The sequence below is a fragment of the Parachlamydia acanthamoebae genome, from assembly GCF_000875975.1.
GTDB lineage: Bacteria > Chlamydiota > Chlamydiia > Chlamydiales > Parachlamydiaceae > Parachlamydia > Parachlamydia acanthamoebae.
In genome coordinates this window covers 457,328-476,056 of record NZ_BAWW01000066.1, presented here as the reverse complement: position 1 = coordinate 476,056, position 18,729 = coordinate 457,328, and the positions used below count along the sequence as shown (strand labels likewise).

12 protein-coding genes are annotated in these 18,729 nt (G+C 40.6%); 8 read left to right on the top strand and 4 right to left on the bottom strand.

Going from position 1 to position 18,729, the window contains the following annotated elements; genetic code table 11:
- Position 1 precedes the first annotated feature (1 nt).
- From AOM43_RS11615 to AOM43_RS11605, 3 genes are all read left to right on the top strand, one after another.
- Positions 2–1,111: an ABC transporter permease gene (locus AOM43_RS11615; RefSeq protein WP_006341481.1), complete on the top strand. Its 1,110-nt coding sequence runs from the start codon at positions 2–4 to the stop codon at positions 1,109–1,111.
- A 10-nt stretch (positions 1,112–1,121) separates the two neighbouring features.
- Positions 1,122–2,615 carry an efflux transporter outer membrane subunit gene (locus AOM43_RS11610; protein WP_079978273.1) on the top strand — a complete coding sequence of 498 codons (1,494 nt, stop codon included), beginning with the start codon at positions 1,122–1,124 and terminating at the stop codon, positions 2,613–2,615.
- A gap of 64 nt (positions 2,616–2,679) precedes the next feature.
- Positions 2,680–3,687, top strand: a complete 1,008-nt coding sequence (locus AOM43_RS11605; RefSeq protein WP_059360397.1) for an LIC_10091 family protein — start codon at positions 2,680–2,682, stop codon at positions 3,685–3,687.
- Here the strand turns inward: AOM43_RS11605 and AOM43_RS11600 are convergent.
- Complete coding sequence (locus AOM43_RS11600) at positions 3,682–4,656, bottom strand: F-box protein (RefSeq protein ID WP_006341478.1); 975 nt, start codon at positions 4,654–4,656, stop codon at positions 3,682–3,684. The two genes, AOM43_RS11605 and AOM43_RS11600, sit on opposite strands and share 6 nt — an antisense overlap.
- Before the next feature lie 165 nt (positions 4,657–4,821).
- Positions 4,822–7,698, bottom strand: a complete 2,877-nt coding sequence (locus tag AOM43_RS11595; protein WP_006341477.1) for an aconitate hydratase — start codon at positions 7,696–7,698, stop codon at positions 4,822–4,824.
- Between the two features lie 154 nt (positions 7,699–7,852).
- Between AOM43_RS11595 and AOM43_RS11590 the strand changes: the two genes are divergently transcribed.
- The 5 genes from AOM43_RS11590 (at position 7,853) to AOM43_RS11575 (ending at position 14,354) form a co-directional block, all read left to right on the top strand.
- A complete protein-coding gene (locus tag AOM43_RS11590; protein ID WP_013924171.1) occupies positions 7,853–8,917 on the top strand; it encodes a linear amide C-N hydrolase in 1,065 nt (354 codons plus the stop codon).
- A gap of 492 nt (positions 8,918–9,409) precedes the next feature.
- Positions 9,410–9,568, top strand: coding sequence for a hypothetical protein (locus AOM43_RS13445; protein ID WP_161792770.1), 159 nt, complete (start codon positions 9,410–9,412; stop codon positions 9,566–9,568).
- Between the two features lie 153 nt (positions 9,569–9,721).
- Complete coding sequence (locus tag AOM43_RS11585) at positions 9,722–10,024, top strand: hypothetical protein (RefSeq protein ID WP_059360395.1); 303 nt, start codon at positions 9,722–9,724, stop codon at positions 10,022–10,024.
- 205 nt (positions 10,025–10,229) lie between these two features.
- A complete protein-coding gene (locus AOM43_RS11580; protein ID WP_013924189.1) occupies positions 10,230–10,532 on the top strand; it encodes a hypothetical protein in 303 nt (100 codons plus the stop codon).
- Positions 10,533–10,706: 174 nt separating this feature from the next.
- The gene (locus AOM43_RS11575; RefSeq protein ID WP_059360393.1) at positions 10,707–14,354 is read left to right on the top strand and encodes a sbcc family protein; all 3,648 of its coding nucleotides are present in this window, start codon (positions 10,707–10,709) and stop codon (positions 14,352–14,354) included.
- Here the strand turns inward: AOM43_RS11575 and AOM43_RS11570 are convergent.
- Together AOM43_RS11570 and AOM43_RS11565 are read right to left on the bottom strand one after the other, a co-directional pair.
- Positions 14,351–15,613: a TolC family outer membrane protein gene (locus tag AOM43_RS11570; protein WP_059360391.1), complete on the bottom strand. Its 1,263-nt coding sequence runs from the start codon at positions 15,611–15,613 to the stop codon at positions 14,351–14,353. The two genes, AOM43_RS11575 and AOM43_RS11570, sit on opposite strands and share 4 nt — an antisense overlap.
- Positions 15,606–18,728 (bottom strand): efflux RND transporter permease subunit, encoded by a 3,123-nt coding sequence (locus AOM43_RS11565; protein ID WP_059360389.1) that lies wholly within the window; start codon positions 18,726–18,728, stop codon positions 15,606–15,608. Before AOM43_RS11565 ends, AOM43_RS11570 begins: the two co-directional genes overlap by 8 nt.
- Position 18,729 lies beyond the last annotated feature (1 nt).

Genomic DNA, 18,729 nt, shown 5'->3' with positions numbered 1-18,729 from the left:
CATGTTTGGGCGTATTCATGCATTGATTATTAAAGAGATTTTGATGGTTTGGCGAGATAAAAAAAGTCGGGCTGTTTTAATCGTGCCCCCTCTTTTTCAATTGTTTATTTTTGCTTTTGCGGCGACCCTTGATGTAAAAAATGTATCGATAGGTATTTTAAATCGAGATTCTGGAAAACCTGCGTTTGAATTGGTGCAACGCTTCAAAGGAGCACCTACATTTAAAAAGATTCATTACTTAGGCAGTGTTGAGGAAATTACGCGTGTGATTGATTTGCAGGAAGTAATGATGGTCCTTCATATCGATGATCAATTTTCGCGCAATTTGTATGCAGGGAAAGAAGCGCCTGTTCAGCTCATTTTCGATGGACGTAAATCGAATACTACACAGATCGTACAAGGGTATGCTTTGAACATCATCGACCAATTTAGCCGCGAGTTTTCCCATGATCAAGGTTTTCATGTGCAGCCGACAGTGCTTGTTACCCGCAATTGGTATAATCCTAATCTTCTTTATTATTGGTTTAATATTCCCAATCTTTGCGGTGTGCTGACGATGGTTGTAACGGTCATTTTGACAGCTCTATCTGTCGCTCGTGAAAGAGAAATGGGTACTTTCGATCAATTGCTTGTTTCTCCAGCGCAACCATTTGAAATTCTCATAGGGAAAATGTTACCAGCGATTATTATTAGTGTATGCGAAGGATCAGTCATTATTGCTCTTGCCGTTTTTTTCTTTCAGATCCCTTTTACCGGGTCTTTGCTCTTATTATACTTTAGCTTACTAGTCTTTGTTAGCTCAGTAGTGGGTGTGGGACTGTTTGTATCTTCGCTTTGTCAAACACAGCAACAAGCCGTTCTAGGTAGTTTTGTATTTATGTCTCCCGCCATTTTATTATCCGGTTACGCAACTCCCATTGAGAATATGCCTGGCTGGTTGCAAACCATTGACCTCGCCAATCCGTTGAGCTACTTTTTAGTCGTCGTAAAAGGCATCTTTTTAAAGGACATGCCTGCCTATCTCGTCTTTCAAAATACGTGGCCAATGGCAATTATTGCAGTTTTTACCTTATCTGGAGCCGATTGGTTCTTTAGAAAACGATTAGAATAAGTGTGGGCTTATGAGAAATTTTTATTATTATTTATTAAGTCTATTCTTGTGTGGGTGCATGGTGGGACCAGATTATCGGCCACCTATGAACTATGTGCCGGATCAATGGACGCCTTTACCATGTCCACAAGAGGTTAATCTGGAATTTTCCCAAGAACTGCCTCTTTGTGAGTGGTGGGAAGTTTTTGAAGATCCTCTTCTGATTGAATATATACGAATGGCAGCCCTGCACAACAATGACATCAGAGTTGCTGAAGCGAATGTTTGCCGAGCAAGAGCCACGCGCATGGTGGCTGCTGCACCATTATTTCCACAGCTTTCGGCTGATTTCAATGGTTCTAGAACCATGTTTAGCAAAAATGGGCCTCTCTTTCAAATCCCTGCGCCAAATGCACCTACGACACCAGGTGCTACGACACCCAATGCCCAATTTACAATTCAAGTTCCCCAATTTCAAACCCTTTATAATGCAACTTTGGACATGACATGGGAACTCGATCTATTTGGAAAGACAAGACGAAACGTGGAATCAGCCGATGCGAAAGTCTCTGCATCCATTGAGCAAATGAACGATCGCTTAATTTCTGTTTTTGCTGAGGTTGCCCGCAATTATCTAGAGGCAAGAACGGCTCAGGAAAAGATTAGCTTGACAAAGGAAAATATCAACGTTTTGGAAAAAAGTGCAGATATTATTGGAAGAAGAGTCAAGGCTGGATTGAGCAATCAATTGGATCTTGAAAGAATTGAAGCGGAGGTCGCGCAAGTTTATGCGACGATTCCTAATTTTGAAGCATTGCTATTTCAAAGCATCTATGCACTCTCCGTTTTGACAGGCAATTTACCTGAAACGCTTGTGGCAGAATTATTGCCCTATCGATCGTTACCCCCCATCCCGAGTGAAGTGTCTATTGGAATCCGTTCAGATATCTTGAGAAGAAGGCCAGATATCCGGGCAGCTGAAAGGCAATTAGCCTCAGCGACAGCAGATATTGGGGTTGCCGTTGCCAATTTTTTTCCTACAATTTCTCTATTTGGAGATGAAGGATTTCAATCTTTAATGTTCAGCAATCTTTTTCAAGGAGCAAGTAATACGTGGTCATATGGCGGTGATATTAACCTTCCTATTTTCCAAGGAGGAAAACTTGTGGGGAACTTGCGTGTTGCTGAAGCATCTGCCACAGCTGCCGCTTATACATATCGTCAAACCGTTTTGCAAGCATTGCAAGAGACAGAAAATTCCATGGTGACATTTTTGGAAGATTTAAAAACCATGCGACGTTACGGTGATAGTGTTGGACGCAATGAAAAAATTGTGCAACTTTCCAATGAAAGATATGTGAAAGGACTCGTGAGTATAACAGATTTGTTAGATAGCGAAAGGCAGTTGATCTCCATTCAACAAAACCGTTTAGATGCTGAGAGTGCAGCCCTTTTGGATTTAGTTCGTCTTTACAAGGCGTTAGGTGGGGGGTGGGAAACTTACTTTTCTGAATGCAGGCATTAATATTAACGTTTGCTTATTTGAGGGGAATTTTTTATGGTTTGCCTGTTAAACGAAAGGATCATCTATGTCACCTCTTAGCTCCATCAATAAATGTCTGAACTTTATTTGCTTTCCATGGAAAAACAAAAAATGTACAGGCAAAAAAATAGCTGGATGGATTGCTTTTTTCTCCATTGGGTGGATATACCATCCTTTAAAAGCGACAAAAAGATGCTATAAAAAAATCAAAACCCTCGATAAATCTTTTACAATATGGCAAAAAGTATTTTCACAGGATTCGATAACGAAAACATTAGCATCTTTTAATAATCCCCATGTAGCCGATCAAATTTATGGCATTTATATCACAACCAATGAAACTAACTTAGCAACGATCTATCAAAAGTTAAGAGCACATCCACGACCTAATCATGGGGCTAAAACCATCCACATAGGTTGTGCAGCATGGTATAATTTTGATATGATGGTCCAAAGAAACTCAAACTATGGATTGATTATTGATTTTAACCCACAAAATGCCAAATTTATTGAGAAAACAATGGAGATCATCCAGTCATCAGGGACCCGGGAAATCTTTAAGCAGAAAATGATTCATTACTTGAATTCCTTGCATGGAAAACAGAGAGAATTATTTTTTCATGAAGATCAACAAGGTTTGCCTACTGATCGGATAGAAAAAGAGTTGTCTCGTGAAGGCAGTTGGCTTGAAAATGAAAAATCCTACCTCTTTATTCAAAAGCTTGTGTCGAGAGGAGCCATTATTCCTATTACAGAAGATCTTTCTCATTATGAAACATTTGCTAAAATAAGAAACACCTTAGATCGTCATGATATTGTGATAGATACTCTTTACCTAAGTAATGTAAGCAATTTTATTGCTGAAGATCAAAAAGCATCTTTCACAAAGTCTGTTAAACAGCTGTTGAACAAAGAAGCTCTATTTATCAATTGTCCAAAATTCCTTTATAGGTCTACAGGACATGTGAAAACGTTACAGCAACAAGCTTATCTTGGAAAAGAAATTCTTGAAAATTCTTGTGAGACAACAAAATTATTTGAATATATTTTATAGAAGCTCAATACCTAGATGATAATCTTTGATTAATTTTTTAGCTTTTTCTAACTGATTGCTTTCGGTATAAGATGTGACAATTTTCCTAAAGAATTTTATATAGATATAGGAGAACGTTTTTCTTTCGGTTTCGATTTCATAAATGATTTTTGTTAAATTTAGGGCATTTTTTAGATCGCCATTCTTTATAAACATGTCGAACTTTTCTTCCAAGTATGTATTTACGTGGTAGTCCCTGCATAAAAATTGGGGAGGATTTTGCATGTAAAATTCTTTTAAAAAAACTTTCGCTATTTCTAGATTGCCTTTCTGCATTAAATCGCAAAAAATTTCACTTGCAATAGAGGATCTAGGATAGATGTTTTTGGTACTCCCCATCGTTCTTTCTACCGGATCCGTGGCTATCTGGATAAGCTGTGCAGCTTCACTTAAGCGATTTGCTTTTTTAAATGCTTCGTACAGTTTTTGGCATCTTTCATTTTTGACGATTGCATTTTGCTTTTCCGCATCTAACAGCAATTCTTCCAGGTCTTTGTGTAAGGAAATTAAATCGAAGAGGTTCTTAGATAGACATGCAAAAGAAAGATCTATGGGATCTCTGTCTTCAATAAAAAGCTTTAATTGATCAAGATCAGTTTGTTCAAAATTTTTTAAAATATTGATCAACGCTCTTTCTAAAACAAATATATTTTGGAAGTAGTTAAAAAGCATTTTTTTGTTTAACTCATTGATCTGATCTGATTCATTCGGATATTTTTTTTTATTCACTTTGTCCGAAATAAAGGAGATGAATTTTTTGATTTCATAAAATTCGGCCGTGAGACTTAGCTCTCGCCATTTTTTGTTTACCAAACGAGTTGTTTTGATCTCTTTAAGGAATGTAAAAAGATGAAGAAGAGTTTCGTTAGGAAGTATGGTTTCAATATTTATTACCAAATTATTTTGAAGCGGATTTAGCTCAATAGTCATTTTTGTGCTTTTAGTAAAACTAGATATGTTAATAAGATTTGCAGGCTTTATTATGGATTGAATCGGATTTAAATCAATCTGACAATTTGTAAAAGTAGAAGTGAAAGATGGAGAGTCTCATGAAGGCATCCTAAAAAATGTTTTTAGGATGCCTGGAAGGGGTGTTTATGCTTGTGCCTTTTTTGCTAGAATATGGCGTAATACGTAGGGTAAAATCCCCCCATGAAGATAATACTCAATCTCTATTGGAGTGTCTAACCGTAAAATTAGTTGTGCTTTTTTTATTTCATTGCCTTTTTTAATTTCTAAAGTGACTTCTTGCTTACTTGTGATGTGATTTTCAATTCCGATTAGCGAGAATGTTTCATCGCCCGTAATACCCAAGCTTTCCCAACTTTCATCAGGTTTAAATTGAAGAGGCAATACACCCATTCCAATTAGGTTGGTTCGGTGAATCCTTTCAAAGCTTTGAGCGACGACGGCTTTAACACCGAGAAGAGCAGATCCTTTGGCGGCCCAATCGCGTGAGCTGCCCATGCCATAATCTTTTCCAGCAAAGACAATTAAGGGAACATTTTTCTCTCCATAAATTTGACATGCATCAAAAATCGGCATCACTGTGCCTTCAGGCATTAATTTTGTGAAACCACCTTCCTTATCACCAGCCATCCGATTGCGAATCCGCACATTTGCAAAAGTTCCACGTACCATTACGTGGTGGTTTCCACGGCGGCTTCCATAACTATTGAAATCTTCCTTTTTGATTCCTAAGGAGAGTAAATATTTGCCAGCAGGGGTATCAGCTCCTATGGATCCCGCAGGAGAAATATGGTCGGTGGTGACTGAATCTCCAAAGAGCGCGAGGGGACGTAAATTTTGCAAAGGTATTCTAGGGGGAAGCTCTGTAGTAAATCCATCAAAATATGGAGGTTTTTGGATGTACGAGCTTGTTTCGTCCCACTCATAAACACCCCCAGAATTGACTTGGATATTTTGCCAAATGGGGTTGTCTTCTAAAATGCGTCCATACCTGTTTTTAAACATGCTTGGATCGATGCTTTTAGCGATTGTCTTTTGAATTTCCTCTGTCGAAGGCCAAATGTCTTTTAAAAACACGGGATTGCCGTCTTTTCCAATTCCCAAGGGTTCTTTTTCAAAGTCGATATCTACTCGCCCCGCAATAGCAAAGGCAATTACAAGAGGAGGAGACATCAAAAAGTTAGCTTTAACAGCGCTATGGATTCTGGCTTCAAAATTTCGGTTTCCACTTAGCACACTGGCGGCAATTAAATCATAATCTTTGATGGCTTTTTCAATGTTATCGTCGAGCGGACCGCTATTTCCAATACAGGTGGTGCATCCATAAGCAACAAGTTGAAAGCCGAGTGCATCAAAGTACTTTTGGAGATCTGCTTTTTCAAAATAATCTGTAACGACGCGAGATCCTGGAGCTAAGCTCGTTTTGACCAAGGGGTTGACCTTAAGTCCTTTTTCTACTGCTTTTTTAGCAAGTAAACCGGCCCCTAGCATAACACTTGGATTGCTTGTATTTGTACAACTTGTAATGGCGGCAATGACGATGGACCCATGCTTTAAAATGATGTCGCATTTTTCAGCTTCGCCATAGCCTGGATCGGTAATTGCAGAATTAAAAGGGCGGTTTGTAACCATCTCAACTTCATCCCAGGCAGGTTCTTCTTTTTGTTTGGTATCAAGCACATAAGTACCTCCGGTGTCATGAGGAACGGTTATGGAAACTGTTCCGTTTGAATGCACACCGACCGCTTGTTGGAGATCTTCATCTGTTTTTCCGTAACCGCCATTTTTAACTGGGGTTTTGATAATTTCGAGGAATTTGCTTTTAAGATTGATCAGATCAATGCGGTCTTGAGGACGTTTAGGGCCTGCTACAGCGGGTTTAAGGGAAGAAAGATCAAGTTCTAGAACTTTCGTAAAGTCAATTTCCCCCTTTTTAGGTACACCGAATAAATTTTGTGCTTTTAAGTACTCTTCGATAAGGGTGATGTCTTTTTCATCTCTCCCCGTTAAATGGAGATATTCGAGCGTTTTTTCATCGACTGGAAAATAACCCGTAGTTGCACCATATTCGGGAGCCATATTTCCAATAGTGGCTCGATCTGCAACCGTTAGGCTAGCTGTGCCTTCACCGAAAAATTCGACAAATTTTCCTACTACATTTTCTTTGCGCAATAATTGTGTAATGGCGAGAGTCAGATCTGTGGCTGTTACTCCTTCTGATAAGCGACCACTTAAGTGAACGCCGATGACTTCCGGAAGTTGTAAAACGTTTGGCTGGTCTAGCATGGCGCCTTCTGCTTCAATTCCTCCAACGCCCCAACCCAAAACACCGAGTCCATTAATCATCGTTGTGTGGGAATCTGTCCCTACAAGGGTGTCAGGACTAATGATTAGAACGCCATTTTTTTTGTTAACAAAGACAACTTTGGCAATGTGCTCTAGATTGACTTGGTGAACAATTCCAATACCTGGAGGCACAACTTTGAACGTTTTAAAGGCTTGTTGTCCCCAGCGCAAAAATTCATATCTTTCTTGGTTGCGTTCGAACTCTACCTTTAAATTAAAATCGAAAGCATTTTTTGTTCCTGATCGATCGACTTGTACAGAGTGGTCAATGACAAGGTCTACGGGGACTTCTGGTTCAATAAGAGTGGCATCTAATTTTCTTTCTGCAACAGCGTCGCGCATGGCTGTTAAATCCACTAATAATGGAACGCCTGTAAAATCTTGCAAAATGACTCTAGAAACTACAAAAGGGACTTCACCTTCATAAGGCCCTTTTGCAGACCAATTGGCTAACCTTTCAACGTCTTCTTTTCGAACTCTTTTTCCATCGCAATTTCTCATTAAAGATTCCAGCATAATACGAATACTAATGGGCAGACGACTAATCTTTGCAATCTTTTGCTCTTCTAAGGCAGGTAAGGAGTAGTAATAACGTTTTTGATCGTTATTTAAGGATTTTAAAGTCTTAAAAGTGTCGACTAGGTTGGGTTGAGACATGTGTCCTCTTGTGGTTATCTGATTGAAAAGATAGAGATGAAAGAAAACGCCTTTTTATTCAATGATTTTATTGACAATAGACAAGCATCTTGATACTAGAAATAAGTATTCTTTTCAATGCACTCTTTTAAAAGATTTAAACTTAAGGAAACACATGCTAAGAAAAATTTGGAATTCAGTCAGTTTTAAAGTGATTGCTTTAGCCATCTGCACCATTCCGTCAAGTGGTTTTAGCTGCACAGATTTTTTGCTAAAAGCGGAAGACCGCACCTGCATTGTTGGACGCTCTTTGGAATTTGCCCAAATTCTGCCTACACGTGTACAACTTTTTCCAAAGGGGGAACAGTTTCAAAGTCCTGCACCTAACAATCAAAAAGGCATGCAATGGACCTCCAAGTATGCTTTCGTTGGCATGGTGATTTTGCCTTCAAAGGCTATTTCAGATGGATTTAATGAAAAAGGATTTTCCGTAGGAGCATTATGGATGCCTGGGACAGAATATCCAGCAGTTTCCTCGGCACCGGCTGATACAATGATCCATTTTGCAGATATTATGGCATGGTTATTGGGAAATGTTGAAACGGTCGAAGAAGCCAAAAATGCTCTTGAAAAAATGCATGTTTATTCGGATAAAGTTGCAGGCTTTTCGATAATTCCACCTGTGCATTTGTCGTTGCATGATGCCAACGGAAAAAGTGGGGTTGTTGAGTTCATTAAAGGCAAAGTCAATATTTATGATAATCCTGTCGATGTTTTAACAAATGCGCCTGAATATCCTTGGCACCTAACCAATTTGAGCAATTACATCAATCTTTCTCCAGTTAATGCCGGAGAATTAAAAATAGGCAATGCCGTGATTACCGCTACGGGACAAGGAACAGGTTTTCTAGGTGTTCCAGGGGACTGGACGCCTCCTTCACGTTTTGTACGCACGGCTCTTTTTAAGAATGCGATGGGTGCCCCAAAGACTGGTAAAGCAGGAATCAATGCGGCTTTTCACCTCCTCAATACGGTGGATATCCCTTATGGAACAGTCCGCGAAAAAGAAAGTAACAGTGGCGATTTTACGCAGTGGATTGTTGTGAAAGATTTAACGAACAAGAAATTGTACGTGCGCACCTATGGAGATCTCAACATTCGAGAGTTTGATTTTTTAAATGGAGACCAAAATTCTCAAGAAGCCAAGAAAGGGATTGATTTGCAGACTCAGGCTCTTTGAGAAAAATGGGCATCTTAAAATTAGTTTTTGATTTGTGATGCTTATATTTTTTACACTGGCTTTAAGATGAGTCACAAAAGACATGTAGACTTGCATAAAAAGACACATACGATTTTTTTATGGTCTCGTCCTTTAAATGCCCCATTTTGGTCCATCTATAGCATGATGTTCTTTATAAAGAACTTCATGCTTCTCCTATTCAGGTCACATCCATTATTGTGTTAAAACCTTTGGCTGCATTTTTTTCTCCGTATTGTGGAGTTCATGGATTGAAAAAAGACAAGATCGGCTGGTTTTTAACATTGTTTGGGCCAATATTTTTAAGTATGTGCCATTTTTACTCTCATTTTTGGATGGATTCTTGATGATTATGCGGGTTCTTGGCGTTGGATTTTATTTTTTACAGCCTGTGTAGGAATTCTTTCTACGGGACTATTAATTCGGTTAGCGATTAATACCAAAACTCTAATAAGTAAGCAACCGCATTTTAAGATGTTAGCAACTCTTGCAAATCCATGGGAAACAGCTTGGAAAGTGTTAGGTGAAAGACCCGATTTTGCGGCTTTTCAAATGGGATTCATGCTAGGGGCTTCTGCCCTTATGATGATTCATACGATTCTTCCCAGCTTTTTGTGGATATGCTGCATTTGAATTATAAAAAAATGATGTATGTCATGACTTTATGTAAAGGCATTGTTTTGCTTTAAGCTCTTCCATGTCGGTACTCCAATATTTATTATTTTTGTAGCGTTGTCACTTTGGTCGCAGCCTGTTTTCCTGTTTTGTTATTTTGCGGCTACTTCCATGTCAATGCAGTCTATTTTGGCTTATTTAGCATATGGAATCATGCAAGCAGGTAGTGAGCTATCATGGCATATCTCAGGATCTTATTTTGCGAAGAATTCCGATAGCACTGCGTATAGGAGTTTGAATGTGATATCGATTGGAATTCACGGGTGTATCGCACCCATATTGGGAACATTAATTGGCTTTTATACAAATGCTGCTATGGTCATGCTCATCGCATTTCTTCTATATCTCATGGCAACAGAGCGCATGAGAGCATATGGGAAAAAATATATGCGTAATCATCCCCACCCCATTTAGTCTCAACTCTTGTATTAGCATTGCCAATGTGTAAAACAGAAAAATGGGCGATGTGATGTTCATGTTTCCCAATGGAAAGATTTTATTTGTTGACAAGTAAAATATTCACTTGTATATTTTCGCGGCAAGGATTTGCTCGCAACGTTCTAGCAGGTCTTTAAGCAATATTAAATGGCAAAAACGACTAACATAAAAAGGAGTTCTTATGGCTTTAGGAAAATTATGTTTTCGAATTTATCTTTGCTTATTTATTTGTACAATTGTTTCTCCATTACTAGCAGATACAGTTTCTTCAGAAAAAACTTATGTGCTGCCTTCACAAATACACATCCTTTCTGAGGGAATTTTTTTCGTGAATGCAGAGGGAGAATTAAAATCTGCTTCAGGTGTATTTTTTGATGATGATGGGCTGTATGTTCGACAAGCATTTCAGCAATGCCCATCCTGCCATTTATGGAGTCGAGATGGCTCTCTCCATAGAACAAGTTGTCCTTTTTATACGGGCTAAATAACCCTAATTTGGCAAATTATGATCGCATAAAAACATAAGTTTGACTTATAGAAAAACATTTCTAGGTTTACGAGGATGATCATAATTTTGCCTATTAAATCAATTGCAGCAATTCGTTGTTCTAGATAAAATCTCACCAAAAAATCATATACTCCTGACTAGGAATTAACAATGAACGAGCTCAATCAAAGAAATTTATCTGGAACCAATCGATCTTTTTCAGAAACAATTCGTGCACGCACACAACATCTTTTACAAGCAACTTCCGCTCTGAAAAAAATCGCTGGAGAACACGGAACGGACGCCATTTGCTCTACAGCAACTATTGGTACTGCTCTTCTCGCGATTTCGAAAGTCGCGACTTCTGGAAATTTGCTCTCTTTAGCAGCCAATACAGGTTTATTTCTGGCTGGGGCAACAAGGGCCTATCATATTTTTAGCGATATTAAATCGACGCGTACACAAAGCGAACTTGGAGAACTTTTAAGGGACGTACAGGCCGGCATTGGCGCTTTAGAAATGTATGGAAAGATGAGTGAAGGGACTCTCGCGCAGCTCGAGCAAAGCTTACTATCTGTCGAAAATAAAGCGAATGAAATTGATGCATTTGTTCGTCAAGTTCAAGCTGCTTCTTTGCATGGACGGGAAGATTTACAAATGCATCAAACAGAAGCTCTGAAATCTTATGAAGCATCCAAAACGTTATATGCAAATGCTCGCTGTCATTTTCTCGAAAGCCAAACTCTTACCCAACAATCTGCAGCCTGTTTTGAGTCTGTTCAGCTTAAATTCGAACATATTAAACAGCTTGTAGAAAGTCAAACAGGTTCATTGATTGAACGTGTCAATCAACTTGAACAACTTGCTAAGAGCATTGAACAAGAGTGTGAACAGGCTAAAGACTACATGGATCAAGCCCAAGGACAATTAGACAAAGGAATCCAAGAATTTGACAACGCCTCTTTGGTTATGTCTAAAGCCGCTTGTGTTTTTGGGCAGCTTACGGAAGGCTCTAGCGCGGAATTTGTGGCCTTAGAATCTTTGGCAGATGAGTTGAGCAAAAAAAATGAAGAATCGCAGCAAGAGATTAGCCAAATGAAGCTTTTGCTCGACGATCTAAAGGCGTGCCATGAAGACAGCCGCAGAATTCTTGAAGAGATGCAAAAAGACAATGAAAAAGCCGCCCAAATTGATCGTGGATATACAAGAGGTGCTGTTATAGCTGGAGGCGTCTTAGCAGGAGCGATGACAGGATTTGGAATTTTACCAGCCATCGTGGGAACGGTTGTGGGAGCCCAGGTTTTCAAAAACAAGGAAACGATTGCTAGAAAGGTTGGGGATTGGGCTTTTAGTATTCCGAATCCTGATGATCCGGAGACAATTGCTGTAGAGCCTTACGGAGTCGCGGTTTCTTTTGATCGAGTTTCTTGCGGTCATTTTAATCGATATGTTAGACGTGTCAAATCTCAAACGACAGGGACAATTCGGGTCAATTTGGGAAATGAAAGTGTGAATTTACGTTTTGATTTTCGTCAAAAAGATCCCATTAGTAAATTAGACTTGTGTGCTCTACAAGAAAAAATGTCTCGCATTCTGATTGAAAATCCGGAATTTGCACTAGCTTCTTCTGTAACCAAAATTTTGAATACTCTGGAAACGTTTGAATTCGACCGCGGTACACAAGGCAAGATCATAGGAATTGTTGAAAAAGACTCTCCCTATTTTGGAAGAATTCATCGATTTTGTGCTCATCTGATTGCAGACAAAGGAATCACGGAAGAACAAAAAGGACGACTAGCTGAAGAGCGCGCCCCTGTAAGCCTTCCGGTGGACATTCCTGCTGAACCTAAAAAAGAAGTGATGCCGCAGCAATTGAGCTATTTAAGCTCGATTGGAGGAACAGCTTGTGAATCTTCGAAAAAACTTCTTGCGGTTGCTTTACTCGTTTCCGAAGCTGTGCATCTTACGCGCAAACATGGAACAGATGCATTGGTTTCAGGTTCATCTGTATTTCAGGGATTGTCTCTCATGATGTCGGGTTTTTCTTCGGGAGAAGCATTATCTTTTCTGACTGGTGCAGGCCTAACAATTGCAGGTGCAAAACGTTGCTATGACATTATCCAAGATATTCGCAATCCGCTTTCTGAAGAAACGCTTTTCAAATTATTGGGAGACACAGAAGCCAATATCGATGTATTGAAAACGATCGGAGAAGCACAATCTGGTGTTCTCTATCAAATGGACAAGACCTTAGGATCTGTCGAAAAACTAGCGACAGAAGTGGGCGATTCGCTTAAGGCTATCCAAGAAATGGCGATGGATGGAAATGAGGAAATTCAAGAGCGTCAAAAAGGGGCGACAGGTTTTTACCAACAAGCAAACAAACTTTTTGTTTCGGCTAGAGCTCACTACGAGACAAGTAAAGTAAAAATGGACGCTTCATCGGAGCATTTTGGGATCGCTGTCACTAAATTTAAAGAATTATCTCATTTACTGCAAAGCAAGCAACACACGTCTGCAGACCAACTGATCCGTTTTAAGCAGCTGGCTGAAGAGATTGATGTCGCGTGCTCCAAGGGCAAAGTGAGCATGGATGAAGCCCGTCAAACATTAGAACAAGGCATTCAACTTTCAGATCAAGCATCTTCTGTCATGACGCAGGCTGCTTTCGAATTTGGGAAATTAAAAGAAAGAGCGAGTGAAAAATTTGTTGCTATAGAGAATCGCGCGCAGACACTTTCGCAAAAGAATGCAGAATCCTTGGAAGAAATCAGGGTGATGAAAGGCCATATTGAAGAGGCGCGTGCCAATTTTGAGGATAGCAGTCAAATTCTAACAGAAATGGCTCAAACGAATCAAAAAGCTCAAAAACAATGGCATGGGTATTCAACTGGTGCTTTGCTTGTTGCAGGGGGATTAGCCGCAGGATTTGGAGTTATTCCTGGTGCCGCTATATCGGTTGTGGCTGCTGCTGTCTTTAATAATAAAGAATATATCGCACATAAAGTAGGGGATTATGTTTTCAAAACACCTCTAACAAATGACCCTTATAAGATTCCTGTGTCCAATTTTGATGTGTCTTTTACTTTAAATAACGTGTCGACTGGTTTTTTCAATCGTTACGTGAAAAAAGAAAGTTCAAAAACGATGGGAACTGTGCGAATTGATTTGGGTGATGATCAGATTGCTACATTCACTGTCAATTTAAATCATGAGAATCCACTTGAAAAATCAGATCAACAACAACTCGTGCAGCTCATGTATGAAAAGTTAAAAACACATCCTCATTATGCAACGAACTATTTAACGATCCTTCACAAGCTAGAAGCTTTGCAAGCTGATAGAGATGGGGTAGTACAAAAAGTGATTGGAAATGAGGGGCTTTTCTTTAGACCACTAAAGAGACATTGTGAAGGATTTATTAGAGATCCAAATCAAATTCAAGCCTTAGGCATTGTGCAGAATAAGAGCGCATTATCGTATTATTTTAGTGAAAATCCTAAAGGATGGCTATTTAAGCAACCATCAGGTAACGCTGGCTATTTAACGCTCGATCTTGGTTTAAAGAAAATGACGGTCAATTTTGATTTAGATGCTCCGCAAAAGATTAGCAATGGGGATTTAAGAACCATAAAAAATGAGATGCTTGCTAATTTGAAGAAAGATCCTCAGCTAGCTCCACGCTATCTAGCATTGCTTGAAGAGCTGCGGTCAAAAACGGTGTTAAAAAAAGATCAAACAAGCGTACAAGGATTTATTGCTAAGCATTATCCATTTATTCAAGATGTGGAAAAGATTTGTCGAGCCATTCCGAGCTAGGCTAAAAATTGAGTAAATAGGTTGCTGAGGAGATGCAAGATTTCCAATTCAGCAACAAATTGATCGCGGCGCGCATCGATGAGATTGACTTTGGCGTAGAGGACTTCAAACTCCGCGTTAAGAATATCGAGTATGGTGCGCATGCCTGCTGATTCTTCCTCCTGTACCCCTTTTAATGCCACTTCTGCTGTTTCTAACTGCGTTTTATAGGCGGTGATCTGGAACTTGGATGTTTCCAGGTTTTCCCAAGCTTGAACGCAGTATTGGCGAATGAATTTTTCGATTTCTAAATAAATTAACCATTCTTTTTGAGCTAAGGCCGCCGCTTCTCGCATCCTTGCTTTGACTCTGCCTGCCTGGTAAAGGGGAATTGTGAAGCTGAGTTCGGCCACAATTTCATTCGTATATTCATGCGGAATTGCCTGATCGCGATTGTGCTGAATCCAGCTATCTAAATCTAGCTCTGGATACTGCTCTCCTTTGATTTCTCGATAGACTTGGATGGCCGCATGATATCTGGCCAATTGTGCTGCTAATTCTTTATTTTGAGCTAGGGCTTTCTCACAAAATGCTTCCACATTTTTAGGCAGGTTTGGGGTAAATTCAGGGAATTCTAAGGTAGAAACTTTTTGGCTAATCAGTCGCTCAAGCTCTGCTTTGATGCTTGTTAAATTGCCACGCGATTGAATCACTTGCGCTTGGGCCCCTGCAAAGCGAGACTTTGCTTGTGCCAAGTCAGTTCTTGTCACATCGCCCAGCTTAAACCGATCGGTGACCACTTGCAGCTCTTTTTTCAAATACTCTTCGTTATTGAGATTCGCCTTTAAAATTTCTTGCTCACGTAGCACATCGATGTACAAAGTCGCCGTTTCAAGAAGCTGTTGCTCCATTTCCTCTTCATAGCTTAATTCTTGTGCGAGATACGCATATTTTGAGCCTTTTATGGCAGCTATGGTGCGCCCTCCCCTATACAAGGGCTGGCTGGCTGAAATTCCGATTGCCTTTGGCGTTCTAAAGACAGAGCGATCAGAAGAACGCGTATAGCGAGCCACACCAATTTCTCCATAGGAATAAACCGTCGGACGATAGCCTGAACGAGCCACATCGATCCGATTTTCCGCTGCGCGTACGTTTTGATATTGCGCCTGAATCCCTGGATAGGTCGCCACAAAATGTTCTAAAGCTTCCGTAAGGGTGAGGGCGAACACTGAAGTTTTTATGAGAAGAAGAAATGGAAGTATTTTTAACAATTTATGCATGATGTGGCTCGTTTTCGATTGTCTGAAGCTGCCGATTTAATTCTTTGGCAGTTGTTTCTGGTGAGCTTGTATGGTGAGCCATCCAGACATAAAAGGCGGGGACGATGTAGAGGGTTAAGAATGTGGAAAAAAAGACACCCACAAAAACAACCACTCCAATGCTAATGCGACTTTCAGCTCCTGCTCCGGTGGCAATGACGAGGGGCAGAGCTCCAATTGCTGTCGACAGCGCCGTCATCAAGATCGGACGAAATCGGGAAAGAGAGGCTTCTTTTAAAGCGCTCAAAATATCTTTTCCCTCATCGCGCAGCTGATTGGCAAATTCTACAATTAAGATCGAGTTTTTGGCCGAAAGACCAATGAGCATAATCATTCCAATTTGGCTGTAGATATTGATGGTGATGCCCCACATATAAATTCCCCAGAGACCGCCTAAGATAGCTAAAGGGACAATTGTCAAAATAATAAAAGGATGAATAAAACTTTCAAATTGAGCGGCCAAGACTAGATAGACGATAATTAAGGCTAGGGCAATGGCAAAAAGAAATGAGGCACTCGTTTCTTTATACATGCGCGATTCCCCTTTGTAGTCCATTCGGATCGTAGAAGGGAGTGTCTCAAGTGCTATTTTTTCAAGATCACTTAAGACAGGCCCTAAGGAAAATCCAGGAGCCAAGCTTCCGCTAATTGTAATTGCTCTCAACCGATTAAAGCGGTTCAAAGAGGCGGCATCCGATATTTCTTTCATCCGTACAAGGTTAAATAAAGACACTAATTCGGGTGCGTGGGAAGAGCGTACATAGATCCCTGTTAAATCACCTGTTGTGCGGCGATGATCTTCCTTGCCCTGAAGAATGACGGCATATTCTTCGCCTCGATCAAGGAATGTGGTGACTTTACGTGAACCTAACATCGTTTCTAAGGTCTTTCCCACCATCTCACTTGAAATCCCTAAGCTAGCCGCGCGATCTCGATCGATTTCAACCAAGTATTGTGGCTTGGTTTCTTTGTAATCGTGATCTAAATTGATAACTCCCGGATGGGTTTTGATTTTATCGATAAAAATGTCGCGCCATTTGGCCAACTCGTCATAAGAGCTACCTTGTAAGACAAGTTGGATAGGTTGTCCACCTCTTCTTAGAGCAAGCCCTTTAGGCATAATAGGAATAACTTGCATGCCCGCATATTGGTTAAACCGTTCTGTCATGTCATCTACGATCATTTTAGAGGAACGTGTGCGTTGCTCCCATGGTTCCAATAAAACGACCCCTCTACCTGTATTTAAAGAACCTGTGCTGGAATATCGACTAGGCACAACGAGAAATGTTTGCGTGGCTTCATGGTTGTCGACCAAGGAGATAAAATCTTTTTCGATTTTGCGCATATGCATTTTCATGTATGCGAGACTGGAGCCCTCTGGAGCTTTTAAAAGTGTATAAAAATAGCCCCTATCTTCGAGCGGTTCAAATTCATCGGGAAGGGTCGTGAAGAGTATATAAATAAGAGGGAGCGAAGTAACCGATGTCAGAATGATGAATGTCGGATGTTTAAGCACCCATACCAAACTTTTTTGATAGGTGCCATGGGCCCGATTGATGAATCCACTTGTCAGATTCCCCAAATAGGAAATGGAGTATTCTTTCTTCAAAATTTTAGAGCAAAGCATCGGACATAACGTGAGGGCGACCATACTGGAAAAAGCCACTGATCCAGCTAATGTCAGGGCAAACTCTGTGAACAGTTTCCCGATGTGGCCCTCTAAAAAAGCGATCGGAATAAATACGGCGATCAAAACCACCGTTGTGGCGACAACGGCAAAAGAGACTTGGCGTGTTCCAATAAAAGCAGCTGCGAGAGGGGGCATTCCCGCTTCGATTTTTTTATAAATATTTTCTAGTACGACGATGGCGTCATCGACCACTAGACCGATGGCGAGCACTAAAGCCAACAAGGTCAGTAAGTTGATCGAATAGTTAAGAACGTAAAGGAGAATGAATACCGAAATTAGTGAAATAGGAATGGTAATGGCTGGAATGATTGTTGCGCGAAAACTTCCGAGAAAGATAAAAATGATTCCAATCACCAACAAAAGCGTGATTGCTAAAGTTAAATAGACCTCCCAAATAGCCGCTTCAATAAATATCGAACCATCAAACGATACGACCACGTGAATATCTTTAGGAAGGGTTGCTTGAATGGCCTGTAATTCTTTACGTACGCCTCGGGTGACTTCCAGCGTATTGGCTTTGGATTGTTTGGAGATACCGATTCCAATGGCCGGAAGGCCATTAGCTCGTAGTTCTGTGCGTTTATCTTCTGGACCAATCTCAATTTCGGCGATATCGCCAAGTCTGACGAGATAATCGCCGTCTCCCCGTTTGATCACGAGATTTTTAAAATCATCCGCGGTTTCATAAAGTCGTTTTGTTCGAATGGTGAATTCCCGTTTATAAGACTCAATACGACCTGCGGGGAGTTCGATATTTTCCCGCTTCAAGGCCTGTTCGATATCATCCACCGTTAATCCACGTGCAGCCAGGGCTTTGCGATCCAGCCAAATGCGCATGGCATAACGCCGCTCTCCTGTGATGCGCACTCGCGCGACCCCATCGACAATCGCAAGACGGTCGACGAGATAACGATGGGCATAGTCTGTGAGTTCCATGGCATTGTACCGATCGCTGGAAATGCGCAGCCAAATGACCTCGTGTGTGTTCGAATCTAGTTTGGTGATTTCTGGGGTATCCGCTTCGGGAGGAAGGTCATTTAAGATGCGTGAAACACGATCTCTGACATCGGCGGCGGCTGTGTCAATATCGCGGTTAATATTAAACTCAATCGTGATGGAAGAGTCTCCATCCTGGCTCTCGGATTCGATGGTATGGACTCCTTCAATGCCACTCACTACACCCTCGATCAACTGCGTGATTTTAGTTTCTACAATATCGGCTGATGCACCCGTGTAGCCTGTGCGGATAGAGACGACGGGGGGATTGACATCTGGATATTCACGTAATGGAAGTTTAAAGAAACAAAGTGTTCCAAATAAGACAAGAAGCAAGCTAAACACAAGGGCAAAGATTGGTCTTTTGATCGAAACATCCGAAATCTTCATA